This window comes from Pseudomonas sp. CJQ_9, assembly GCF_043106615.1.
In the GTDB taxonomy this organism is placed as follows: Bacteria; Pseudomonadota; Gammaproteobacteria; order Pseudomonadales; family Pseudomonadaceae; genus Aquipseudomonas; species Aquipseudomonas juntendi.
This window is the reverse complement of the sequence record NZ_JBICMS010000044.1, coordinates 1-22,692: the sequence shown is the minus strand read 5'-3', so window position 1 is coordinate 22,692 and position 22,692 is coordinate 1. Positions and strand designations below refer to the sequence as shown.

The 22,692-nt window shown below is 64.6% G+C and carries 18 protein-coding genes and 4 tRNA genes; 3 read left to right on the top strand and 19 right to left on the bottom strand.

All coding sequences use genetic code 11. The features are described 5' to 3' along the window. Window positions 1-108: 108 nt before the first annotated feature. On the top strand, window positions 109-1,002 hold the full coding sequence (locus ACF8SD_RS07995) for a LysR family transcriptional regulator (RefSeq protein ID WP_009683764.1): 894 nt from the start codon (window positions 109-111) through the stop codon (window positions 1,000-1,002). 59 nt (window positions 1,003-1,061) lie between these two features. Here ACF8SD_RS07995 and tcuB read toward each other — a convergent pair whose 3' ends face one another. The 3 genes from tcuB to ACF8SD_RS07980 form a co-directional block, all read right to left on the bottom strand. Then, window positions 1,062-2,243, bottom strand: a complete 1,182-nt coding sequence (tcuB, locus tag ACF8SD_RS07990; RefSeq protein ID WP_249414288.1) for a tricarballylate utilization 4Fe-4S protein TcuB — start codon at window positions 2,241-2,243, stop codon at window positions 1,062-1,064. After that, window positions 2,224-3,678, bottom strand: coding sequence for an FAD-dependent tricarballylate dehydrogenase TcuA (gene tcuA, locus ACF8SD_RS07985; RefSeq protein ID WP_392484173.1), 1,455 nt, complete (start codon window positions 3,676-3,678; stop codon window positions 2,224-2,226). The genes tcuB and tcuA overlap by 20 nt, the downstream gene beginning before the upstream one ends. A 142-nt stretch (window positions 3,679-3,820) precedes the next feature. After that, the gene (locus ACF8SD_RS07980) at window positions 3,821-4,741 is read right to left on the bottom strand and encodes a LysR family transcriptional regulator (RefSeq protein ID WP_173890649.1); all 921 of its coding nucleotides are present in this window, start codon (window positions 4,739-4,741) and stop codon (window positions 3,821-3,823) included. A gap of 426 nt (window positions 4,742-5,167) precedes the next feature. Here ACF8SD_RS07980 and ACF8SD_RS07975 point away from each other — a divergent pair, with 426 nt between their 5' ends. Both ACF8SD_RS07975 and ACF8SD_RS07970 read left to right on the top strand, forming a co-directional pair. Continuing rightward, a complete protein-coding gene (locus ACF8SD_RS07975; RefSeq protein WP_392484172.1) occupies window positions 5,168-6,412 on the top strand; it encodes an MFS transporter in 1,245 nt (414 codons plus the stop codon). A gap of 7 nt (window positions 6,413-6,419) precedes the next feature. Then, window positions 6,420-7,673 (top strand): arsenic transporter, encoded by a 1,254-nt coding sequence (locus ACF8SD_RS07970; protein ID WP_392484171.1) that lies wholly within the window; start codon window positions 6,420-6,422, stop codon window positions 7,671-7,673. Window positions 7,674-7,700: 27 nt separating this feature from the next. Here ACF8SD_RS07970 and ACF8SD_RS07965 read toward each other — a convergent pair whose 3' ends face one another. The 16 genes from ACF8SD_RS07965 to ACF8SD_RS07890 form a co-directional block, all read right to left on the bottom strand. Next, on the bottom strand, window positions 7,701-8,564 hold the full coding sequence (locus ACF8SD_RS07965; RefSeq protein ID WP_173890654.1) for a DUF2242 domain-containing protein: 864 nt from the start codon (window positions 8,562-8,564) through the stop codon (window positions 7,701-7,703). A 200-nt stretch (window positions 8,565-8,764) separates the two neighbouring features. After that, window positions 8,765-8,841 (bottom strand) — tRNA-Asp (locus ACF8SD_RS07960). 140 nt (window positions 8,842-8,981) lie between these two features. Next, window positions 8,982-9,058 (bottom strand) — tRNA-Asp (locus tag ACF8SD_RS07955). 99 nt (window positions 9,059-9,157) lie between these two features. Continuing rightward, window positions 9,158-9,234, bottom strand: a tRNA-Asp gene (locus ACF8SD_RS07950). Window positions 9,235-9,300: 66 nt separating this feature from the next. Next, window positions 9,301-9,376 (bottom strand) — tRNA-Val (locus ACF8SD_RS07945). Between the two features lie 236 nt (window positions 9,377-9,612). Then, window positions 9,613-10,383 (bottom strand): SDR family oxidoreductase, encoded by a 771-nt coding sequence (locus tag ACF8SD_RS07940; protein ID WP_392484209.1) that lies wholly within the window; start codon window positions 10,381-10,383, stop codon window positions 9,613-9,615. Further along, window positions 10,383-11,594, bottom strand: a complete 1,212-nt coding sequence (locus tag ACF8SD_RS07935) for an O-succinylhomoserine sulfhydrylase (protein ID WP_392484170.1) — start codon at window positions 11,592-11,594, stop codon at window positions 10,383-10,385. Before ACF8SD_RS07935 ends, ACF8SD_RS07940 begins: the two co-directional genes overlap by 1 nt. A 16-nt stretch (window positions 11,595-11,610) precedes the next feature. Then, the gene (gene purF / locus ACF8SD_RS07930) at window positions 11,611-13,116 is read right to left on the bottom strand and encodes an amidophosphoribosyltransferase (RefSeq protein WP_009683775.1); all 1,506 of its coding nucleotides are present in this window, start codon (window positions 13,114-13,116) and stop codon (window positions 11,611-11,613) included. 42 nt (window positions 13,117-13,158) lie between these two features. Beyond that, window positions 13,159-13,716 carry a CvpA family protein gene (locus tag ACF8SD_RS07925; RefSeq protein ID WP_029886425.1) on the bottom strand — a complete coding sequence of 186 codons (558 nt, stop codon included), beginning with the start codon at window positions 13,714-13,716 and terminating at the stop codon, window positions 13,159-13,161. Window positions 13,717-13,997: 281 nt separating this feature from the next. Further along, entirely contained in the window at window positions 13,998-14,648 is a 651-nt protein-coding gene (locus ACF8SD_RS07920) for an SPOR domain-containing protein (protein WP_173890658.1), read from the bottom strand. Continuing rightward, entirely contained in the window at window positions 14,632-15,939 is a 1,308-nt protein-coding gene (folC, locus tag ACF8SD_RS07915; protein ID WP_392484169.1) for a bifunctional tetrahydrofolate synthase/dihydrofolate synthase, read from the bottom strand. The genes ACF8SD_RS07920 and folC overlap by 17 nt, the downstream gene beginning before the upstream one ends. Beyond that, window positions 15,939-16,832 carry an acetyl-CoA carboxylase, carboxyltransferase subunit beta gene (accD, locus tag ACF8SD_RS07910; protein ID WP_054905870.1) on the bottom strand — a complete coding sequence of 298 codons (894 nt, stop codon included), beginning with the start codon at window positions 16,830-16,832 and terminating at the stop codon, window positions 15,939-15,941. Before accD ends, folC begins: the two co-directional genes overlap by 1 nt. A 220-nt stretch (window positions 16,833-17,052) precedes the next feature. After that, a complete protein-coding gene (locus ACF8SD_RS07905) occupies window positions 17,053-17,673 on the bottom strand; it encodes a phosphoribosylanthranilate isomerase (protein WP_392484168.1) in 621 nt (206 codons plus the stop codon). 61 nt (window positions 17,674-17,734) lie between these two features. Beyond that, window positions 17,735-18,595 carry a tRNA pseudouridine(38-40) synthase TruA gene (gene truA, locus ACF8SD_RS07900; RefSeq protein ID WP_009686022.1) on the bottom strand — a complete coding sequence of 287 codons (861 nt, stop codon included), beginning with the start codon at window positions 18,593-18,595 and terminating at the stop codon, window positions 17,735-17,737. 103 nt (window positions 18,596-18,698) lie between these two features. Next, on the bottom strand, window positions 18,699-21,464 hold the full coding sequence (locus tag ACF8SD_RS07895) for a FimV/HubP family polar landmark protein (RefSeq protein ID WP_392484166.1): 2,766 nt from the start codon (window positions 21,462-21,464) through the stop codon (window positions 18,699-18,701). A 71-nt stretch (window positions 21,465-21,535) separates the two neighbouring features. After that, window positions 21,536-22,540 (bottom strand): aspartate-semialdehyde dehydrogenase, encoded by a 1,005-nt coding sequence (locus ACF8SD_RS07890; RefSeq protein ID WP_392484165.1) that lies wholly within the window; start codon window positions 22,538-22,540, stop codon window positions 21,536-21,538. Between the last annotated feature and the right edge of the window lie 152 nt (window positions 22,541-22,692).

Here is a 22,692-nt window from a genome sequence, read left to right as displayed (position 1 = left end):
TGTGGACACAAGATTGACAGGGATGGATAAATCAATCCAATGCAAATATCGTAGCTATTATTCCGATCCAGGCATCAATTAAACACCGGGGCCAGAGAGCGATTCGAGATGGAATATGAACTCCAAGACATCCGATCTTTCGTGAAAATCGCCGAACTCGGCAGTTTCCACGAGGCTGCGGAAGCGCTGCATTTGTCCCAGCCGGCGCTCAGCCGGCGGATCAAGAAGCTGGAAGAAGGGTTGGGCACGTCCCTGCTTGAGCGCACCACCCGTCGCGTCAGCCTGACCAGTGTCGGGCGCGACTTCCTGCCCAAGGCCAGGCGCCTGCTGGATGACTTCGAAGACTCGATCCTGAGCATTCGCGAGCTGGCCGAGCGCCAGACCGGCCAGGTGACCCTGGCCTGCATCCCCACCGCCGCGTTCTATTTCCTGCCGTCGGTGATTCGCGACTACAACGAGCAATACCCGAAGATCCGCATCCGCCTGCTTGACCTCAGTGCCAACGACGGGCTCGAAGCCGTGCTGCGCGGTGAAGCCGACTTCGGCATCAACATGATGAGCGGCCAGCACCCGGACATCGAGTTCGTCTCCTTGGTACAGGAGCATTTCGTGTTGGCTTGCCGTCGCGACCACAAGCTGGCAAACCGGGAATGCGTGACATGGACGGAACTGGCCGACTACCGCCTGATTGGCGTGGGCCGGCTGAGCGGCAACCGAATGCTGCTGGACCACGCCCTGTCCGGGCTCAACCTGCGGCCCAAGTGGTTTTATGAAGTGCAGCACCTGTCCACCTCGCTGGGCATGGTCGAAGCCGGGCTGGGCGTGTCGGCCATGCCCAGCCTGGCCATGCCCAACGCCGACCACCCAACGCTGGTCAGCGTGCCGCTGACCGAGCCCGAGGTCACTCGCACCCTGGGCCTGGTCTACCGGCGTGGCGCCTCGCTGTCGCCGGCGGCGGAGAAATTCGTCTCGATCCTGCTGGAAAAGTGGCCCAACCGCTGACCGGTCAGCCTGGCGTTGGCCTGGGTGCAGCGAGGGGTGCAGGGCGGCAGCACTCATCGTCATTCCCCGCCCAGGCCGAGGGTGTTGGGGCGGCGCTTCTCGATGGCGAACTTGAGCAGGGCGGCCGAGCGGAACAGCCCATGGGCAAACTTGCCATAGGGCAACGTGACGAACAGCGCCATGACCGTACCCAGGTGCAGCGCCAGCACGATCGCCATTGCTGCGGTATCACGCAGGCCCAGCAAGGCAAGGCCACTGGCGCTGACCAGCAGCAGGAGCAGGATGAAGGCACGGTCCATGGGGCGCTGGGCGACGTCGCCCTGCTCCGGGGCCCGGCGCAGGTTCAGCGCCAGCAACCCGAGCGGGCCGACGATCAGGCCGATACCTCCCAAGGTACCCAGCAGCACCGGCGCGCTGAGCAGCGGGTATGGCGCCTGCTGGCCCAGCAGGTAGTGGTAGCCGGTAGCGACCACCGTGGCGGCAAAGCACAGCATGAAGCCGTAGAAGGTCATGTGATGGAAGCACCGGCGCCACAGCGTGTAGCGGTCATCGGCATTGTTGCAGCCCTGGCCGTGGCCACCGTCCAGGTACTTCAAGGTCAACACCGCGCTGGTTGCCTCCAGCACGGCGCCTTGGGCGGGTTGCGCCTGGGCGTTTGCAGGCGTTACAGCACGCCAGAAGCGACGTACCGCCACCCCAAGCGCCAGGCCCGCCGCAGCGAATACCCCACCGAACATCAATGCCAGGGTATTGTGCGGGAATACCGCGTAGAAGTTTCCGGCCAGCCGCCCCGGCAACAACGTGCCGTTGAGCCACAAGGTCAGCAGCAGGAACAGCGATAGGGCCAGCGACAGGGCAACGGCGACGTAGGTGCCGTTGTGCTGATACAGCCGGCCGAAGCGGGCCGGCCAGGCATACTCGGCGTAGGTCTGGCCACGCACCTTGGCCATGGCCTGGGGCACGTTCACGGCAAATTCGTGGGGGGCGGCGTACTGGCAGGCATGCAGGCAGGCCCCACAGTTGTGACACAGGTTGGCCAGGTAGTGGATGTCGGCCTTGCCGAACTCAAGCCGACGGGTCATTGCCGGGAATACGGCACAAAAGCCCTCGCAGTAGCGGCAGGCATTGCAGATGCGCATTTGCCGGTCGACTTCCTGCTCTTCCAGGTTCAGCGCAGGTATCAGTTCAAGTGCTGCGGGTTGGGCGACGGGCTGGCGTGCTTCAGGCAGTTGCGCGGTCATGGTCGTTCTCGTGTTCTGGATGGTCGTGGCCGGTTGCGGCAGCGGCGCTGGTGCCGGCGATGCGGCCGAAGGCAGTGCCGATGGACATGCCGACACCTGCCGTGTAGCCCTTGCCCAGCACATTGCCCGCCATCATTTCGCCGGCGACGAACAGGTTGGGGCTGGGCCGGCCGGCAAAATGCACGGCCGCCGTTTCATCGGTGCGCAGCCCCAGGTAGGTGAAGGTCACGCCGGGGCGCAGCGGGTAGCCGTAGTAAGGCGGCGTGTCGAGCGGCCGAGCCCAGTGGCTTTTCACCGGTTGCAGGCCTTGGGTGTGGCAGTCGTCCAGGCGGGTGTGGTCGAATCTGCCGACCCGGCAGGCGCGGTTGTAGGCCTGCACCGTCTCGACGAAGGCCGGCACGGGCAAACCGAGCGACGCCGCCAGCCCCTCCAGGGTATCGGCGCGGGCGCCCGAGAACACTGGCGGCATGAAACGGCCAAGGGCTTTCTGGTCAATGATCGAGAAACCCACCTGCCCTGGCTGCTGAGCCACCAGCCGGCCCCAGATGGCATAGCGCTTGGGCCAGAAATCCTCGCCTTCATCGTAAAAGCGCTGGCCGTCGCGGTTGACCACCACCCCCAGCGACACACAGTCGATACGCGTGCAGATGCCGCCGTCGTAAAGCGGCGCCCGGGCGTCGATCGCCACCATGTGCGCTTGCGTAGGGTCGCCGATGGTATCGGCACCCTGTTCGATCATGCGGCGCAACAGCACCCCTTCGTTGAAACGCGTACCGCGAATCAGGAAGTTGTCCGCAGGCCATTCGCCCCGCTCGTTCTGCCCCCAGGCATCGCGCAACCACTGGCGGTTGGACTCGAAGCCACCGGCCGCCAGCACACAACTGCGCGCCTCGATACGTTCGCCCGGCAGGGCGCGCCCCTGAACCTCGCGCGCCGGCACATGGGCCGCAACGAAGCGGCCGTTGTCCAGCTCGATGTCGGCCACAGGCGTGTCGTAGCGTATCTGCACGCCCAGCTTTTCGGCACTGCGGAAATAGGCATTGACCAGCGCCTTGCCACCGCCCATGAAAAACGCGTTGGTGCGGGCAGTGTGCAGCGCACCGGACAAGGAAGGCTGGAAATGCACGCCATGCCGGCGCATCCAGCCCCGGCAACTGGCAGAGGCGCGGATCACCAGGCGCGCGAGCTTTTCGTCGGTCTGGCCCCCGGTCACCTTGAGCAGGTCCTGCCAGAACTCCTCCTCTGGGTATGCCTCGACCAACACGTCCTGCGGGGCGTCATGCATGCAGCGCAGGTTGCGCGTGTGTTGGGAATTGCCACCACGCCAGGCGCGGGGTGCGGCCTCGAGCAGCAGCACGCTGGCTCCGGCCTCGCGCGCCATCAGCGCGGCACAGAGGGCGGCATTACCCCCTCCGATGACTAGCACATCGATCATTTCGCCTCCAGGTCACGAAGCGCCGAATGGTCGGCTGCTCCTCGTGGCCAGGGACTTTAATCAGTGCACGGGCGGGGCGAAACGCGATGACAGCGGGGGGGCCTTCAGTTTTTCTAAAGGGTGGGCAAGCGGCGGGCCGCCGTCAGAGCAGCCGGGCGCCAGGCCACCGCCCCTGCTCCACCAGCGCCCGCGCTACTTCCTGCAGCACGATCCGGGTCGCCAGTGCAGCCGGTGACAGCTCGTCGTCGGCCAGGCTGACCATTACGTTGCGGCGCTGCGCCTGGGCATCATCAATGGCATATACCCGCAACCCCGCCTGGTGCGCCCGGGCCACCGTGGCGCCCGGCTGCAGGGTGGCAGCATGGCCCGCGCAAACGCAATCCATCAGCAGCGACAGGCCATCGACTTCCATGACAATGTTGGCCTCCAGCCCGGCACGCTCGAAGATCGCGCGCAGGGTCGCGCGCAAGCCGTGCTGCGTGCTGGGCATCACCAAGGGCAGCGTGGCGATCTGCTGCAACGTCAGCGATTCACCCCATTCGGGGCGCACCAGCGCGGCGGGGATGAGTGCAAACAGCCGCTCGGTGAGCAGCGGCCGCACATCCAGCCGCGGCCCCGCTTCTGCCTGGAACAACACCGCAAGGTCAAGGTGCCTGGCGTTGAGCTGGTTTACCAGGTAGCCCGAGAGCATCTCCACCAGGTGCAGGCGGATGTCGGGATAGCGTTCACGCATCCTGTCGATCAGCGCCAGGCCCAGCACCGACGCGGTAGTCGGCGCCAGGCCCACGCTGACATAGCCGCTCATGCGGCCGCTTTGCGCGGCCAGCACAGCGTGCTCTGCCTGGCGCAGGGCCAGGCGCGCGTGGTACTCGAAGGCCAGGCCCGCAGCAGTCGGCGACACGCCGGTGCTCGAGCGCGTCAGCAACCGGGTACAGACCTCGCTTTCCAGCTTTGACAATTGCTGGCTCAGTGCCGAAGCACCGACGCCAAGCTCGACCGCAGCCCTGCCAAGGCTGCCGTGCTCCAGGACACTCAGGAAATAGCGAAGTTGACGTAACTCCATACAGCTCTCTTTCAACCATAGGGGCGTATCCTTGCGCATCTTAGCCTGTAGCAGGCCCGAGGGCGCGGCCAGCACCTGCAGCCTGCCGCCGGAACTCTGGACCGTCAGGGCTGGCGGTTCGGCAGGTGCAGCTTGGGCGAGCGAACAGGCCGATGAAGAAGCCAGGACCGCAGCACAGGACAACATTCGAACCACAGGCGTTCTCTGCGCAGTAAAAGCACGGCATGCTAGCGAAGCGAGAAACGCCTGCGGCATGAAGCAGCCATCAAAAATGTTTCACGCACAGTTTTCGGAGCCCTTTCCACACCCAGTTGTCGATTGAACAACGACTACCGAGCATTGCCTGGGAAAGCCCGTGTGCCTGTCCGTCAGGGCTGGCGCACACAGCAGGCGCGCTCCCCCCATGATCCCTTTCGAGATTGCATCTTGGCCAGACCACGCTCTTCCGCTTCTCCCGACGGCGCCCTCGACTGGCTGAACTTCTTTTTGGCAGATGTGCGTGACGGGCTTGGGCCGTACCTGGCCATCTACCTGCTGGCGGTGCATCAATGGCAGCCGGCTAGCATCGGCCTGGTAATGAGCCTGGCAGGCATTGCGGCACTGTTGGCGCAAACCCCGGCAGGGGCATTGATCGACCGCACCAAAGCCAAGCGTGCCGTGGTGGTGATCGCTGCGCTGCTGGTGACTGGCAGCTGCCTGCTGTTGCCGTGGATTTCCTCGTTCAGCGGGGTAGCCTTGACCCAGACCATCAGTGCCCTGGCGGGCTCGATCTTTGCGCCAGCGATCGCCGCCATATCCTTGGGCATCAGCGGCCCCAAAGCCTTTACCCGCCGGGTAGGCCGCAACGAAACCTTCAACCATGCCGGCAATGCCTGTTCGGCACTGCTGGCCGGCGGCCTGGCGTATCTGTTCGGCCCGGTAGTGGTGTTCTACCTGATGGCCGTGTTGACCGTGGCCAGTGTCGTGGCGGTGAGCTGCGTGCCTGCCACGGCCATCGATCACCAACTGGCCCGCGGCCTGATGCACGGCCCCGGCGGTGATGACGCCCCTGCAGGGCTGCGGGTACTGCTGCACAACCGGACGCTACTGGTATTCGCCGCGTGTTGCGCGCTGTTTCACCTGGCCAACGCGGCCATGCTGCCACTGGTCAGCCAGAAGCTCTCGCAGGTCGACCTGCAGCTGGCCACCCCGCTGACCTCCGCCTGCATCGTTGCCGCGCAACTGGTGATGGTGCCCATGGCGCTGCTGGTAGGCGCCAAGGCCGAACACTGGGGCCGCAGGCCGTTCCTGCTGATCGGTTTCCTGATACTGCCGCTTCGCGGGGCGCTCTATGTGGTGTCTGACAACCCGTTCTGGCTGGTGGGCGTGCAACTGCTCGATGGCATCGGTGCCGGGATCTTCGGTGCGCTGTTCCCGATTGTGGTCAAGGACCTGACCGAAGGTACCGGCCGATTCAATGTGAGCCTCGGCGCGCTGACCGCGGTGTTCGGGCTGGGCGCCGCGCTCAGCCCTGGCATCGCCGGGCTGGTGGTGCAAGCTGCAGGCTACGATGCCGCGTTCCTGACCCTGGCGGGTATCGCCGGGGTCGCCTTCACCCTGGTGGTGCTGGCGCTGCCAGAAACGCACCCGCGCAGCCTGCCAGCGCCACTGCCCACCCCGGTCGGAAACTGAGCGCCTTATGCCTGTCAGTGAAAGTGCATTGATCATCTGGGCGGTCGCCGCGCTGGCTACCTGCGGCGTCATTTTGCGCCCATGGCGCGTTCCGGAGTACGTCTGGGCCATAGGCGGGGCGGTGCTGCTGGTCGGCCTTGGCCTGATGACGCCTCGGCGGGCGCTGGCCGCGGTGGCCGAAGGCGGTGACGTCTACCTGTTTCTGATCGGCATGATGGTACTGGCCGAACTCGCTCGCCAGGAAGGCTTGTTCGACTGGCTGGCACGTTATGCCGTGCAACATGCGCGGGGTTCCGGGCAACGGCTGTTCGACCTGGTATTCCTGGTGGGCACGCTGGTTACGGTGTTCCTGTCCAACGACGCCACGGCCGTGGTCCTGACCCCGGCAGTCTATGCCGCATGCAAGGCCGCCAAGGCCGAGCCACTGCCCTACCTGTTCATCTGCGCCTTCATCGCCAACGCCGCGAGTTTCGTACTGCCTATCTCCAACCCTGCCAACCTGGTGGTATTCGGCAGCCATATGCCGCCACTGCTGGACTGGCTACGCCAGTTCAGCCTGCCTTCCCTGGCCGCAATCTGCCTGACCTATGGGGTGCTGCGGGTGACTCAGCGCCGGCAGATACGCCAACCGCTGGCGCTGAGCGTGAGCGGCGAGCCCCTGACGACTGGCGCCCGCCTGTGTGCGGTGGGTATCGTGGTCGCCGGCGCGTTGCTGCTGGGCGCCTCGGCACTGGATCGGGCGCTGGGGCTGCCAACGTTCTGTGCCGGGGTGGCGACCACGGCACTGATCCACCTGTGGCAACGACGCAGCCCACTGCCGGTGCTGCGCCACGTGGCCTGGGGCGTGCTGCCCTTGGTGGCAGGCCTGTTCATCCTGGTCGAAGCCGTTGCACAGACCGGGCTGATCGAGCGCCTCGCCCAGGCACTGGCCAGCCTGTCCGCGCAAACACCGGTTACCGCCAGCTGGGTCGGCGGCGTGGGTGTGGCGATCGCCAGCAACCTGATGAACAACCTGCCGACCGGTTTGATCGCCGGGTCCATGGGCTCGCTGGTGGCGCTGCCTCAGCAAACCACTGCAGCCTTGTTGATTGGCGTCGATCTAGGTCCGAACCTGTCGATTACCGGCTCCCTGGCCACCCTGTTGTGGTTGGTGGCGATTCGCCGGGAGGGTGAACATGTCAGCGCGTGGCGCTTTCTGTGCCTAGGTGCGCTGGTGATGCCGCCTGCCTTGGCCGCCGCGCTGCTGGCCCTGTGGGTATGACCGGGCCCGCCAGCGACTGCTGAAGCATCAAGGCGTGGACGTGGCTGCCTCGGATGGCTGCGTATCCTGCTGCACCTGAATCGGCGCCGCTTCGGGCGGTGGTGCCAGCGGCTGCGAACCCTGGCTGTCATCCACCACAGGTGCCACTGGCGCCTCCGTGGCTGGGGCAGCCGCTGCAGGCGCGGGCTGCGCTTCGGTGACTGGCGCGGCCTGCGCGGCGGGCGCAGTTTCAGCAGCGGGCGCCGGCGCTGCCGCCGCCGGGGTCGGTGTCAGTGGGTTCGCCGCCGCTTGCTCCGGCAGCCCCAGGGTAACCGCCGGTTTTTCCACTTTTGGCGCTTCGACCTTGGCTTTGCTGACCTTCTTCGGTTTGGGCAGGTAACTTTCCACCAAGGCAAAATAGCGATCGTAGAATTGCGCCGCCGTTACCGTCTCGCTCGCGACCTTGACCATCGAGTCGTCGCTGGAGCCGATCGGCATCGACACCGAACCCAGCACGCCTACGCCCAGGCTGGCCGAGGTGTTGGACTTTTTCAGCGCGTAGCGGTCCTGCAGGGCGTTGGCGAACATGGTCGAGTGCTGGTCGTCACTCGCGTCTGGCGCGCAGGTAACGTTGAAGCTGATCTGCAGGTGGTTTTCGCTGTTCTGCTGGAAGCTCTTGTTGCCCACCACCTGGTTGGCACCGCTGCTGGTGATGATGTAGCCCTGGCTGAGCAAGGCGCGCCGCGCCGCCTCGCAAGAGCCGGCATCGCTTACCGGGAAACTGCGCGAGAACGTACCCGAGTCAGCGAAGTTCTCGTGCTCGTAGACGGCCGCTTTTTTCGAGGAACAACCGCTCACGCCCGCCAGCACCAGGGCCAGCCCGAGCGCACCAAAGACGGAAGATCTGGTCATTGCGTATTCCGGGTATGTCGAGAGGGTGCCTATTGTGCAACACAGCAGGCGAGCACACCAACCACTGGTCGGTGAAGAACCTGTAAGGTTGGTGTAAATGTGGGCCCAGGCCAATAACAGCCAGGTACCAGAACGAAAAAAGCGACCCGAAGGTCGCTTTGACGTTGCCTCAAGGCGTTCATGGGGCCTTGGGGCGAAGATGGCGCAGCGGACGGGACTCGAACCCGCGACCCCCGGCGTGACAGGCCGGTATTCTAACCGACTGAACTACCGCTGCGTATCATTCAGGCTTACGCCCGATTGAAACTGGGTCTGACCTTGGGGCACGAGGGCCGCAAGGCAGGCACAAAAAAAGCGATTGGATCATCGCTTCTCTTGTGTTTGTTTCAAGGCGTTCTAGGGACCTTGAAACGAAGATGGCGCAGCGGACGGGACTCGAACCCGCGACCCCCGGCGTGACAGGCCGGTATTCTAACCGACTGAACTACCGCTGCGTATCGTTCAGGCTTGCGCCCGATTGAAACTGGGATCAGCCCAAGGCGTTGGCCTTGTGGCTTCAGACCGGTGCCAGGCACCCATCTGTTACTGAAAAATGGCGCAGCGGACGGGACTCGAACCCGCGACCCCCGGCGTGACAGGCCGGTATTCTAACCGACTGAACTACCGCTGCGCAGTGCGTTCCTCTCTGGCTTTGGGCTTCTTGCGAAACCTGAAGCGGCAGGAACATCTCAGGAAGTGGTGGGTGATGACGGGATCGAACCGCCGACCCTCTGCTTGTAAGGCAGATGCTCTCCCGGCTGAGCTAATCACCCTCGCGATGTTGCTTGTTGCGTTTGCTTCGCTGAGGCCGCGAAATTTACGCAGGTGGCGAAGCTAAGTCAATAGCCCCGTTGGATTTTTTTCGAAGAAGTGGCAAGTGGCAAGTGGCAAGTGGCAAGTGGCAAGTGGCAAGAAGAAGCATGGGGTCGCTTGATGAATTTCTGAACCCTACAAATGACGAAGGAACCTTGCGGTCCCCTCTTGAAGCTTGAAGCTTGAAGCTTGAAGCTCAGGTGTAGATCATCTTGCGGGTCATGCCGCCATCGACCACGAACTCCTGGCCAGTGACGAACGCCGCCTGCCGTGACAGCAACCAGGCAACCATGGCAGCCACATCCTCCACGGTCCCTACCCTGCCCGTTGGGTGCTGGGCGTGGTCGGCTTCGCTCAATGGCTCGGCACGGCGCTGCGCCGGGTCACGGGCATCGATCCAGCCAGGGCTCACCGCATTGACGCGGATCTCCGGGCCCAAACTCATCGCCAGCGCATGGGTCAAGGCCACCAGGCCGCCCTTGCTCGCCGCGTAGGCCTCGGTATCAGGCTCGGACTGCCGCGCCCGGGTGGAGGTGAGGTTGACGATCGCCCCGTTGTGCGCACGCAGGTAAGGCGCACAATGCTTGGCCAGCAGCATCGGGCCATTGAGGTTCACCGCCAGCACCCGGTTCCACTGCGCCAGGCTCAGGCTTTCCAGAGTCTGGTTGTGCGGGTTGGCGATCGCTGCATTGCACACCAGTGCATCCAGGCGGCCAAATTGCCCGAGCACCTCGGATACCCCGGCACTGACCTGAGCCTCGTCGGCAACGTCCATGGTGATGAACCAGGCATTGTCACCCAGGGCCTTGGCCACCTTGGCACCCCGCAGCCGGTCAAGGTCGCTGAGCACCACCTGCCAACCCTCGCAGATCAGCCAGGCGGCAATGCCCAGGCCGATGCCGCGCGCGGCACCGGTCACCAGTGCTACCCGGCCGTTGTGGCCCGGGGTACTGCCGCCAATCTGCATCACAGTGCGGCCAACCCACGCGCCAGGTCGGCCTGCAGGTCTGCCACGTCTTCCAGGCCCACGGCAACGCGGATCAGGCTGTCGCGAATACCCGCAGCCTCACGCTCCTGCGGCGACAGGCGGCCGTGGGACGTGGTGGCCGGGTGAGCGATGGTGGTCTTGCTGTCGCCCAGGTTGGTGGTGATGGAAATCACCCGAGTGGCGTCGATGAAGCGCCAGGCGCCCTCTTTGCCACCCTTGACCTCGAAGCTGACCACTGCACCAAAGCCACTCATCTGCCGCTTGGCCAGGGCGTGCTGGGGGTGGCTTGGCAAGCCGGCGTAATGCACCTTCGCCACGCCGTCCTGTTGCTCCAGCCACTCAGCCAGGGCCTGGGCACTTTCGCAATGCGCACGCATGCGCAACCGCAAGGTTTCCAGGCCCTTGGTGAAGATCCAGGCATTGAACGGGCTGAGGGTCGGGCCTGCGGTACGCAGGAAGCCCACCACCTCTTTCATCTGCTCGGCTCGGCCGGCCACTGCGCCGCCCATGCAACGCCCCTGGCCGTCGATGAACTTGGTCGCCGAGTGGAACACGATATCGGCACCCAGCTTCAACGGTTGTTGCAGTGCCGGGGTGCTGAAGCAGTTGTCGACGACCAGCATGGCGCCATGGGCATGGGCAATTTCACTGAGGGCAGTGATATCGACCAGTTCGGCCAGCGGATTGGATGGCGATTCGACGATCAGCAGCTTGGTATTGGCCTTGATGGCCTTTTCCCAGCCCGCGAGGTCGGCCAGCGGCACGTAGTCCACCTGCAGGCCGAAGCGCTTGAAGTACTTCTCGAACAGGCTGATGGTCGAGCCAAATACGCTCTGCGACACCAGCACATGGTCACCGCTACTGCACAACGACATGACCACAGCCAGCAGCGCCGCCATGCCGGTGGAAGTGCCCACGGCCTGCTCGGCGCCTTCCATCGCGGCCAGCCGCTCTTCGAAGGCACGGACCGACGGGTTGGTGTAACGCGAATAGACGTTGCCTGGCGTTTCGCCGGCAAAGCGCGCAGCGGCGTCGGCCGCCGTGCGGAACACATAGCTGGAGGTCAGGAACAGCGCTTCGCTGTGCTCGCCTTCCGGTGTACGGCTTTGGCCAGCGCGCACCGCCAGGGTGTCGAAACCGACACCCTCGAGGTCGCTGTCCAGTCGCCCGGCATCCCATTGATCCGTCATGCCGTCGCTCCCTGAATCAGTTGTTGTAGAGGTCGATGATCGCGCTGACCGCCTGGTTCTTGACCTTGGCCAGGTCGTTGCGGGCCTGCTCGATGCGGTCGAGGTAGGCTTCGTCGATATCGCCGGTGACATACTCACCGTTGAACACCGCGCAGTCGAAGTGCTCGATCTTGATCTTGCCGCCGCCGACCGAGTCGATCAGGTCCGGCAGGTCCTGATAGACCAGCCAGTCGGCGCCAATCAACTCACCCACTTGTTCGGTGGTGCGGTTGTGAGCGATCAGTTCGTGCACGCTCGGCATGTCGATGCCGTAGACGTTGGGGAAGCGCACTGCCGGGGCTGCCGAGCAGAAGTAGACATTCTTGGCGCCGGCTTCGCGGGCCATCTGGATGATCTGCTTGCACGTAGTACCGCGCACGATCGAATCGTCCACCAGCATCACGTTCTTGCCACGGAATTCCAGCTCGATGGCGTTGAGCTTCTGGCGCACCGACTTCTTGCGCGCAGCCTGGCCAGGCATGATGAAGGTACGGCCGATGTAACGGTTCTTGACGAAGCCTTCGCGGAACTTGACACCCAGGCGGTTGGCCAGCTCCAGGGCGGCGGTGCGGCTGGTGTCGGGAATCGGGATGACCACGTCGATGTCGTGATCGGGGCGCTCGCGCATGATCTTGTCGGCGAGCTTTTCACCCATGCGCAGGCGCGCCTTGTACACCGACACACCGTCGATGATCGAGTCTGGGCGGGCGAGGTAGACATGCTCGAAGATGCATGGCTGCAGCTTCGGCGCTTCGGCGCACTGTTTGGTGAACAGCTGGCCTTCCTCGGTGATGTACACCGCTTCGCCGGGTGCCAGGTCGCGGATCAGGGTGAAACCCAGCACGTCCAGGGCGACGCTTTCGGAGGCGATCATGTATTCGACGCCTTCGTCGGTGTGACGCTGGCCGAACACCACCGGGCGGATGCCGTGCGGGTCACGGAAGCCGACAATACCGTAGCCGGTGATCATTGCCACCACGGCGTAGCCACCTACACAGCGGCTGTGCACATGGGAAACGGCAGCGAACACGTCTTCTTCGGTCGGCTGCAGCTTGCCGCGCACCGCCAGCTCGTGGGCGAACACGTTGAGCAGCACTTCCGAGTCGGAGTTGGTGTTGACGTGGCGCAGATCGGACTCGTAGATCTCCTTGGCCAACTGTTCGACGTTGGTCAGGTTGCCGTTATGCGCCAGGGTGATGCCATACGGGGAGTTGACGTAGAACGGCTGGGCCTCGGCCGAGGTCGAGCTGCCCGCGGTCGGGTAGCGCACATGGCCGATGCCGATATTGCCCACCAGGCGCTGCATGTGGCGCTGCTGGAACACGTCGCGCACCAGGCCATTATCCTTGCGCAAGAACAACCGGCCGTCATGGCTGGTCACGATACCGGCAGCGTCCTGGCCGCGGTGCTGGAGGACCGTAAGCGCGTCATACAGCGCCTGATTGACGTTCGACTTACCGACGATACCGACGATGCCACACATGCGACGCAACCCCTACTTTGATGAAACTTGAGTGAATAGCGCTCAGGGCTTAGCTGGCCCGAGCAACTGTTCCTTGAACGGAAGATCAGCCGGAGCGCTGATCAGACCACCGGGCGACCATTGGCCGGCGAAACCCAGAATCAGGTTTTTCGACCAGTCGGCGACCAGAAGAAATTGTGGTATCAGGCGCGACTCCTGCCACCAGGTGTCCTGTTGAACCGGCCCCAGGCTGATCAGGCCGATGGCCACCACTACCAGCAAAGCCCCGCGCGCGGCGCCGAAGGCCATGCCCAGGAAACGGTCGGTGCCGGACAGCCCGGTCACGCGGATAAGCTCGCCGACCAGGAAGTTGACCATGGCCCCCACCAGCAAGGTGGCGACGAAAAGAATGGCGCAGCCCGCGATGACGCGCATCGATGGCGTCTGGATGTAGCTTTCAAGATACACCGAGAGCGAACCGCCGAACATCCAGGCAACCGCACCGGCAATGATCCAGATGAGCAAGGACAAGGCTTCCTTGACGAAGCCGCGCTTGAGACTGATCAGTGTGGAGACGGCGATGATCGCGATGATCGCCCAATCAACCAGGGTAAATGCCACGGCGCTGCCTGCAGACGTTTGAGGCGGCGCATTTTACCAGAGCGGTGGGGGCTTGGGTAAGCGGAATGTCAGGTGGATGGGTGTTTGGTTCATCGCCGGCAAGCCAGCTCCCACAGGGACTGTATAAACCTCACGCTATGTGCAGCTCCTATGTCAGGTGGATGGGTATTTGCGCCATCGCCAGCACGCCAGCTCCCGGGGACTGCATAAACCTCAAGCCATGTGCAGCCCCTGTGGGAGCTGGCTTGCCGGCGATGGGCGGCAAAGCCGCCCTGGCGATATCAGCCGCGCTCAGGCTGGAAACGCACCACAAAGCCCTTCAGGCTGTTCTGGCGGTTGACCGCATCGCGCACGCGCTCAGCCTCGGCGCGCTCGATCAATGGCCCCACATACACCCGGTTCATGCCGCCGGCCGAACGGATATAGGCGTTGTAACCCTGGCTACGCAAGGTTTGCTGCAGCTTCTCGGCACCGGCGCGGTTGGACAGGCTGGCCAGCTGGATCGACCAACTGACCGGCAGCCCGTTGACGTCGATCTTCGATGGCGCAGCCTGGGCCGGCGTCGCTGCAGGTTTGGTTTCGACCTTGGCCGCCGGTGCGGACGCCTGCGGCTTGACCGGCTGGGCCTGTGCCTGGGTCTGTGGCGAGGCCGTGATCGGCTGGCTGGGCGTGCTGGCAGGGGCAGTCGACTCGTCGACCACCACCGGCGCCGGCTGCGGTGCTTCAGGAACTTCCTGCGGCTGCGGCACGGTCACCGGGTCTACCTTCACTTCCGGCAGGCTGGGCATGGCAGGTGCCTGCGGGGCTTCGACGCGCACCTGGCGCATCTCGTCCTCGCGGGTGAACAGCATCGGCAGGAAGATCACCGCCAGTGCCACCAGCACCAGCGCACCGACCATGCGCTGTTTCATCCCTTTATCCAGCACTGCCATCTACTCTACCCTCCTGGGCATGCCGCTCCAGCCACGCCAGGGCCTGGGCGACACAGAAAAACGAACCGAACAGCACGATCTGGTCATCTGCCGTTGCCTGCGCGCATTGCCCTTCGAGGGCCGCGTCGACTCCGGCATAAGACTTCACCGTCGCGCCAAGGTTCGTCAAGGCTTCGGCCAACTCGGCAGCTGGCCGGCTGCGCGGGGTGTCCAGCGGGGCCACGGCCCAGTCATCGATCAACCCGTGCAGCGGCGCGACCACGCCTGTCAGGTCCTTGTCGGCGAGCAGGCCGAATACCGCCAGCCGGCGCCCCTTCAGCGGCCGGCTCGCCAGGCGCCGGGCCAGGTACTGCGCCGCATGCGGGTTGTGCCCGACATCCAGCAGCAACTCCACCGGCCGGCCCTGCCAGACCAGCTGGCGACGGTCGAGACGCCCGGTAATCCGGGTATCCAGCAACGCCTGGCGCACCTGCGCGGCATCCCACGGCAGGCCCATCAACAGGTACGCCTGCAGGGCCAGCGTGGCGTTTTCCATCGGCAGGTCGAGCAACGGCAGGCCGTGCAGCTCAACGGGCGCGCCATCGGCAGCAGTGCCACGCCAGTTCCAGCCGTTTTCGGCGCTTGCCAGGTCAAAGTCACGGCCGCGCAGGAACAAGGGCGCAGCCAGTTCGGCGGCTTTTTCCAGCAGCGGTTGTGGCGGGTCGAGATCGCCGCACAGGGCCGGTTTGCCCGGGCGGAAGATACCGGCCTTTTCAAAGGCCACCTGCTCACGGGTGTCGCCCAGGTAATCGACATGGTCGACGCCGATACTGGTCACCAGGGCCAGGTCGGCATCCACCACGTTCACGGTGTCCAGGCGCCCGCCAAGACCCACTTCCAGCACCACGGCATCGAGCTGCGACTGGTGGAACAACCAGAACGCAGCCAGCGTGCCCATCTCGAAGTAGGTCAGGGAAATATCGCCCCGCGCCGCCTCCACGGCGGCGAAGGCTTCGCACAGGCGCTCATCGCTGGCCTCCAGGCCATCGATCAGCACCCGCTCGTTGTAACGCAACAGGTGCGGCGAGCTGTACACGCCCACCTTGAACCCCTGGGCACGCAGCAACGAGGCCACGAAAGCACAGGTCGAACCCTTGCCGTTGGTGCCGGTCACGGTCACCACGCGTGGCGCCAGCTTACCCAGCGCCAGCCGGGCAAGCACCTGCTGCGACCGCTCCAGGCCCATGTCGATGGCCGAGGGGTGCAACTGTTCGAGGTAGGCGAGCCATTCGCCCAGGGATCGTTGTTTCATCACGCGACGGCAGCCGCCTCACGCGCTTGCTCGGGGGTTTCCTGGCCAGTCATCTGCGCCAGCAGGCGAGCCAGGCGCGGGCGCAGTTCACCACGGGAGATGATCAGGTCGATGGCGCCATGCTCCAGCAGGAACTCGCTACGCTGGAAGCCTTCAGGCAGCTTTTCGCGTACGGTCTGTTCGATCACACGTGGGCCGGCGAAGCCGATCAGCGCCTTCGGTTCACCGACGATGACGTCGCCAAGCATGGCCAGGCTGGCGGATACACCGCCGTAGACCGGGTCGGTCAGCACCGAGATGAACGGGATGCCTTCTTCGCGCAGGCGCGCCAGCACCGCCGAGGTCTTGGCCATCTGCATCAGCGAGATCAGCGCCTCTTGCATGCGCGCACCGCCGGAAGCGGAGAAGCAGACCATTGGGCAACGGTGCTCCAGGGCGTAGTTGGCAGCGCGGACGAAGCGCTCACCGACGATGGCGCCCATGGAACCGCCCATGAACGAGAACTCGAAGGCACTGACCACGATCGGCATACCCATCAGGGTACCGCTCATGGAGATCAACGCGTCTTTTTCGCCAGTCTGCTTCTGCGCGCCGGTCAGGCGATCCTTGTACTTCTTGCTATCGCGGAATTTCAGGCGGTCGACCGGCTCGAGGTCGGCGCCCAGTTCGGCACGGCCTTCGGCGTCGAGGAAGATGTCGATGCGCGCGCGTGCGCCGATGCGCATGTGATGGTTGCACTTGGGGCAGACATCGAGGGTTTTTTCCAGCTCCGGGCGATACAGCACGGCCTCGCAGGACGGGCACTTGTGCCACAGGCCTTCAGGCACCGAGCTCTTTTTCACCTCGGAACGCATGATCGAAGGGATCAGTTTGTCGACTAACCAGTTGCTCATGCTTTTTTTCTCCAGTATTGGCAGGCGGGGGCCGTTATCGTCGGCCTGCCCTGCCCTTGAGCTCAAAATCTTTTACGAAACGATGATGGACCGGCCGCCAGGGCTTCCAGCGCGCCAGTCCACCGCTAATGCGTTGTGTTGCCGCCACCATGGAGGCGGCTGCCCGGCAGGGCTGCGAATGCTATGGACGATGGCGCGCAGCCAGCCGTCACATCTGCCATCATGCCTGCCTTACCGCCTGCATGAAGGCTTCGATCTTCGCGGCGTCCTTGATGCCTTTGGCCTGCTCGACGCCACCGCTGACATCCACTGCGTAGGGCCGTACCTGGGCAATGGCCTGGCCGACATTGGCCGCCGAAAGCCCACCGGCAAGAATGATCGGTTTGCTCAGCCGCGCCGGGACCAGGGACCAGTCGAACGCCTCGCCGGTTCCCCCAGGCACACCCGCCACATAGGTATCGAGCAGAATGCCGCGAGCGCCGGCATAGCGCTGGCAGGCTGCCTCGAGGTCATCGCCCGGGCGCACCCGCAGGGCTTTGATCCAGGGGCGGTGGTAGCCCTCGCAGTCTTCCGGGGTTTCATCGCCGTGGAACTGTAGCAGGTCCAGCGGAACCACTTCGAGGATCTCGTTCAATTCGCACCGCGAGGCATTGACGAACAGCCCTACCGTGGTCACGAACGGCGGCAGTTCAGCCATGATTGCCCGCGCCTGGCGCGCGTCCACTGCACGTGGGCTTTTGGCATAAAAGACGAAACCGATGGCATCGGCCCCGGCCTCGACAGCAGCCAACGCGTCTTCGATGCGGGTAATCCCGCAGATCTTGCTGCGAACATAGCTCATGAAACGCGAACCCTGATGATAACGGTCAAAGGCCGGATCTTAGCAAATGGCTTTTCGCCCGTCAGTCCGCCAACCCTTCGTACCCGCTTAAAAAGTGTGGGCCAATGTAACGCCTTGGCAGGGTGAATGTGTCGGGGTACTCCACCTGCACCAGGTACAGGCCATAGGGATGGGCGGTTACCCCGCCTTCGCGGCGGTCACGCCCTTCCAGCACCTCACGCGCCCAACTTACCGGGCGTTCGCCGCTACCGATGGCCATCAACACGCCGGCAATGTTGCGCACCATGTGGTGCAGGAATGCGGTGGCGCGCACGTCCAGCACGATCATCTGGCCATGGCGGGTAACCCGCAGGTGGTAGATATGCTTGATCGGTGACTTGGCCTGGCACTGGCTGGCGCGGAAGGCGCTGAAATCGTGGGTACCGAGCAGCGACTGTGCCGCCTGGGCCATACGCTCGACGTCGAGCGGGCGATGGTTCCAGGTCACCTCCTCGGCCAAGTGCGCCGGGCGGATCGGGTCGTTGTAGATGACATAGCGGTAGCGCCGGGCGCATGCCTTGAAGCGAGCATGGAAATCAGCCGGCATCGGCTGCGACCAGACCACACTGATGTCGTGCGGCAGGTTGAAGTTGGTGCCCATGGTCCAGGCACGTTCGTCGCGCACGGCACGGGTGTCGAAATGCACAACCTGCCCACAACCGTGAACACCGGCATCGGTGCGGCCGGCGCAAACCACGGCGATCGGCTCGTTGGCGACCTTGGACAGCGCTTGCTCCAAGGCTTGCTGGACACTGGGCACGCCGCTGGCCTGGCGCTGCCAGCCGCGGTAGCGTGCGCCCTTGTATTCCACGCCCAGGGCGATGCGGGAGTAGCCTTCGGCCGCGGATTCGGTGGCGGCGGTGTCGATGATGTCCAAGAGCATGCAACCTGTGGGGTGTACGAAATGGCGGGGATTATAACGACAACGGCAGCCGCGTAGGGCTGCCGTTGCTTGTTCACTGTAACCGAGGGCCGCCTCGCCGGCGTCAGACCAACCGGGACAGCATGTCCTTGGCTTCCTGGCGCTGAGTGTCGTCGCCGTCCTTCACCACTTCGTCGAGGATATCGCGTGCGCCCTGGCTGTCGCCCATGTCGATATAGGCGCGGGCCAGGTCCAGTTTGGTGGCCACTTCGTCACTGCCGGAGAAGAAATCGAAGTCGAGATCGTCCAGCTGCTCGGGCTCTGGCTGCGCGGCTGCATCTTCGCTGGTGAAGTGCGGTTCCAGCGAGGGCGCCTCCAGGCTCTGCGACAGCTTGTCCAGCTCGGCGTTCACGTCATCGAGTTCCGAGGCAAAGCTTTTGGCTGCGGGAGAGTCGTCTTCCAGCGACAGTGACAAGTCGAAGTCCGAGGGCAGATCGAACTCGGAGACCGGATCGAACTCTGGCACGCTGTCGAAGGCCGCCAGCTCGGCAGCCACATCGCCCGCGGCGGCGTCGGCTGCTGGCGCAGCAGCGGGGGCGACGGGTTCGGTGACATCGAGGTCGAAATCCGACAGGTCGACCGCGGGTTGCGGCTCGGCCTGGGCCAGCATGGCTTCGAAATCCGCATCGGCGTCGGCTTGCAGGTCCTCATCCAGGGCGAACGACTGTTCTTCAGGCGGCACACCTGGCTGCACGGGCTCGTCCAGCACCGGCTCGGCAATCACCAGCTCATCAGGCACTGGCTCCTGCGCCGCGGGCTCGTCGAGCATCGGCGCGGCCAGCTGATCGTCCTCGGGCAGGTCTTCCCCCAGGCTCAGGTCAAAGGTGTGGTCCAGGTCCGGCTCGCCCAGCCCCTGATCCTCCAGGCCGGCGACGTCCAGGATAGGCACTTCATCGAGAGGGTCCAGCCCGGCATCAGGTTCAACGCCAACCTCCGGCTCAGCCACTGCCTGCGGTTCGAGCTCTGGCACCTGCTCAGGCACCCCTTCGGCCACCACCGGCGCCGCGGCATCGTCGTGCAACAACTCCTGCACGTACTGCTCGTCCATCTCGGCCGCCAAAGCTGCCGCGCCCAGGCCGGCAGCTGCCAGGCCCAGCATGGCTGGGTAGCGTTCTTTCAACTCGGCCACAGCGGCGCGGTTGTGCTCGCTCCCTGGCAACTGGCGCTCCTGCTCGGCGAAGGCCGTCTGATCACCCTGGCGGGCGTATACGTCCATCAGTTTCAGGCGCAGGTCATCACGGGCCGGGGCAGCGGCCACGGCAGGCTCGAGCAGATCGGCGGCACGGTTCAGGCGCCCCTCGGCCAGGCACTGGTCGACCTCCGCCAGCAGCGCGGCGTGAGGGTCTGCCGGTGGCTCTGCGGGAGCCGGTTCGGCCACTTTTTCCGCAGCCACGGCAGCGGCAGCCGATGCGGCGACCACTGCAGGCGACAAGGTTACGCTCGGCTCGGCCACTTCGACGCCGTCGAAGCTTTCGGTGTCGGTGTCGAAACCGGTGCCCTGCTCTTCTTCCAGCGCCCGCGCCATGCGCAGGTGCTTTTCCGCTTCTTGTTGAGCCTTGCGCTTGCGCGCCAGCAGCCACAACAACAGGGCCAAGACCAGAATGGCAGACCCGGCGATCAACCACAGCAGCCAAGGGTTACCGAGAATCTGCTCGAGCGCGCCGTTCGCCTGGCTGGCCGCGGCCGGGGCAGGCTCTGCCGCCGGCTTGCTGGCAGGTGCAGCCTGGGTGGGGGCTGGCTCGCCGCTCTCGGCACCTGCCGCAGGCGCTGACGCGGCTTGCGGCGCGGGCGCCGGGGCGACGCCTGCCGAGGGCGGCGTGGCGGCGCCCTGCGCCTGAAGACGCGCCAACTGGTCGTTTTTCAGGTCGATCAGACGCTGCAGCTTGTCCAGCTGGCTCTGCAGGTCACTCATGCGGCTCTTGAGTTCGTCGTTGTCGCGGCGGCTGGTATCGAGACTTTCCTGCGCCACCGCCAGCTTGTCGCTTAGCGCTTTGGCCTGGTCGGCCCCCGCCTGGTTGCCCGGGCTGACCAAGCGCAGGTTGTCGCCCTGGGCAACACGTGCAGGCGCGGCGTCGGCGGCGCCGCGGCGAGTGGCATCCAGCTGTCGGGCACGCGGGCCTAGCCGACGGCCTTCACGCCAGGCCGCGTACTGCTCGGCCACTTCCCGGTTGGCCTCAGCCTGGGGGATGCTCTGAACCTGCTGCTGGTCCGGCAGGCGCAGCACCTGGCCAACCTTCAGCTGGTTGATGTTATTGCCGATGAAGGCATCCGGGTTCAGGGCCTGGATGGCGATCATGGTCTGCTGGATCGAACCGCCCTGGGTGTTGCGCGCGGCAATCTGCCACAACGTGTCGCGACGCTGGGTGGTGTAGCTGCTGGCAGCGGTACTGGCCGGGTTGAGATTGCCAGCAGCCGGTTTGTCGCCCTGGGCCTGGGCCTGGTCGAGCAACACGCTGTAGTCACGCAGCAGGCGGCCCTGCGGCCACATCACCTGGACCAGGAACTTGACCACGGGCCCAGGCAGCGGCTGGCTGGAGGTCACCCGCAGCACGCTTTTGCCATTGGGGTTGATGACCGGCGTGAAGGTGAGGTCTTCGAGGTAGGCCGCGAATGGCACCCCGGCCTTGCTGAACTCTTGCGCAGGCGCCAGGCTGGGTGCCACTTCGGCGGCCTTGAGGTCGCGCACGTCGAGCAATTCGATCTCGGCGTCCAGCGGCTGATTCTGTGCCGACTTCAGGGTCAGCTCCCCCAGGCCCAGCGCATTCGCCATGCCAGACGACAGCGCTGAAGCTGCAGCCATGGCCAGAACCAGTTTGCGAATTCGAAGCATGACCTCTTCCCTTGTATGAATCGTCCCGAAACCTGCATGCGGAGCAGGACAAAAGTGCTCGCCAGTATCTTTTACAGCCTGTGTTTAATCAACAATTGCGCCACTTGCACAGCGTTGAGCGCGGCACCTTTGCGCACGTTGTCGGTAGTCAGCCAGAGGTTGAGCTGCTGCTGTTCATCAATACCGTGCCGTACACGACCAACATAGACCACGTCTTGCCCGACTGCGTCACCAACCGGGGTTGGATAGTCATCATTTTCCACCCGTTCGATGCTGTCGGCGGCCTCCAGAGCCTGGTTGACCGCGGCCAGATCGACCGGGTGACGGCTTTGCACGGCCACACTGAAGCTATCGCCGAAAAACACCGGGACTTGAATGCAGCTCACGGAAATCTTCAGCTCAGGCAGGCCGAGCAGCACACGCAGCTCAGAGACCAGGCGGCGCTCCAGCGCGGTATGGCCCTGATCGTCGGCGGCACCGACCTGGGCCAACAGGTTGAACGCCACCTGCCGGTCGAAGAAGCGTGGCTCCAGCGGCCGAGCATTGAGCAGTTCGGCCGTCTGCCTGGCCAGTTCGCTGACGCCCTCGCGGCCTTGTGCCGAAACGGCCAGTGCAGCCATCACCTGGATACGCTCGATCTCCAGCAGGCCCTTGAGCGGCGCCAGGGCGACGGCCAAGGCGACAGCGGCCGAGCACGGGCTGACAATTCGCGCGGGCAGCGCCAGGCCGGCGATGCGCTCGGCGTTGGCCTCGGGCACCAGCGCCAGGGCCTCGTCCAGGTCACCGGACAGGTCGATCACCGTGCAACCGGCTTGCAGCGCCTTGCCGGCAAAGCTGCGGCTGACCGCAGCGCCAGTGGCGAAGAACGCCAGCTTCACCTGGCCGAAGTCGAAGCTGTCGACTTCGCGAACCTTCAGTTTCTTCCCGGCGAACATCACGCTGCTGCCGGCAGACTCCATGCTGGCGAGCAAGTGCAGGGTCGCCACGGGAAAATCCAGTTCTTCGAGGATCTGTACCAAGGCTTCACCGACGCTGCCGGTGGCGCCGACGACGGCGATGTCCAATGGGTGTGTCATGGTAGGGATCCTCTTGCAGAAAACGGCGGGGGCGGCACTTTACTCGGATTGCAGGGTTTTGTCTGTGACGGCTTTAGCTTGGTTGGGCCAGCTACGGTAGCAGACTGCTTGACGGGGCCAGCGGTGGTTCGCCGAGGCTGCAGCAGCTGGCG

Coding starts and splice junctions, on each gene's coding strand:
- ACF8SD_RS07995 (WP_009683764.1), top strand. CDS start 109: ATGGAATATGAACTCCAAGACATCCGATCTTTCGTGAAAATCGCCGAA.
- tcuB (WP_249414288.1), bottom strand. CDS start 2,243: ATGACCGCGCAACTGCCTGAAGCACGCCAGCCCGTCGCCCAACCCGCA.
- tcuA (WP_392484173.1), bottom strand. CDS start 3,678: ATGATCGATGTGCTAGTCATCGGAGGGGGTAATGCCGCCCTCTGTGCC.
- ACF8SD_RS07980 (WP_173890649.1), bottom strand. CDS start 4,741: ATGGAGTTACGTCAACTTCGCTATTTCCTGAGTGTCCTGGAGCACGGC.
- ACF8SD_RS07970 (WP_392484171.1), top strand. CDS start 6,420: ATGCCTGTCAGTGAAAGTGCATTGATCATCTGGGCGGTCGCCGCGCTG.
- ACF8SD_RS07965 (WP_173890654.1), bottom strand. CDS start 8,564: ATGACCAGATCTTCCGTCTTTGGTGCGCTCGGGCTGGCCCTGGTGCTG.
- ACF8SD_RS07940 (WP_392484209.1), bottom strand. CDS start 10,383: ATGCAGATTGGCGGCAGTACCCCGGGCCACAACGGCCGGGTAGCACTG.
- ACF8SD_RS07935 (WP_392484170.1), bottom strand. CDS start 11,594: ATGACGGATCAATGGGATGCCGGGCGACTGGACAGCGACCTCGAGGGT.
- purF (WP_009683775.1), bottom strand. CDS start 13,116: ATGTGTGGCATCGTCGGTATCGTCGGTAAGTCGAACGTCAATCAGGCG.
- ACF8SD_RS07920 (WP_173890658.1), bottom strand. CDS start 14,648: ATGGCAGTGCTGGATAAAGGGATGAAACAGCGCATGGTCGGTGCGCTG.
- folC (WP_392484169.1), bottom strand. CDS start 15,939: ATGAAACAACGATCCCTGGGCGAATGGCTCGCCTACCTCGAACAGTTG.
- accD (WP_054905870.1), bottom strand. CDS start 16,832: ATGAGCAACTGGTTAGTCGACAAACTGATCCCTTCGATCATGCGTTCC.
- ACF8SD_RS07905 (WP_392484168.1), bottom strand. CDS start 17,673: ATGAGCTATGTTCGCAGCAAGATCTGCGGGATTACCCGCATCGAAGAC.
- truA (WP_009686022.1), bottom strand. CDS start 18,595: ATGCTCTTGGACATCATCGACACCGCCGCCACCGAATCCGCGGCCGAA.
- ACF8SD_RS07895 (WP_392484166.1), bottom strand. CDS start 21,464: ATGCTTCGAATTCGCAAACTGGTTCTGGCCATGGCTGCAGCTTCAGCG.
- ACF8SD_RS07890 (WP_392484165.1), bottom strand. CDS start 22,540: ATGACACACCCATTGGACATCGCCGTCGTCGGCGCCACCGGCAGCGTC.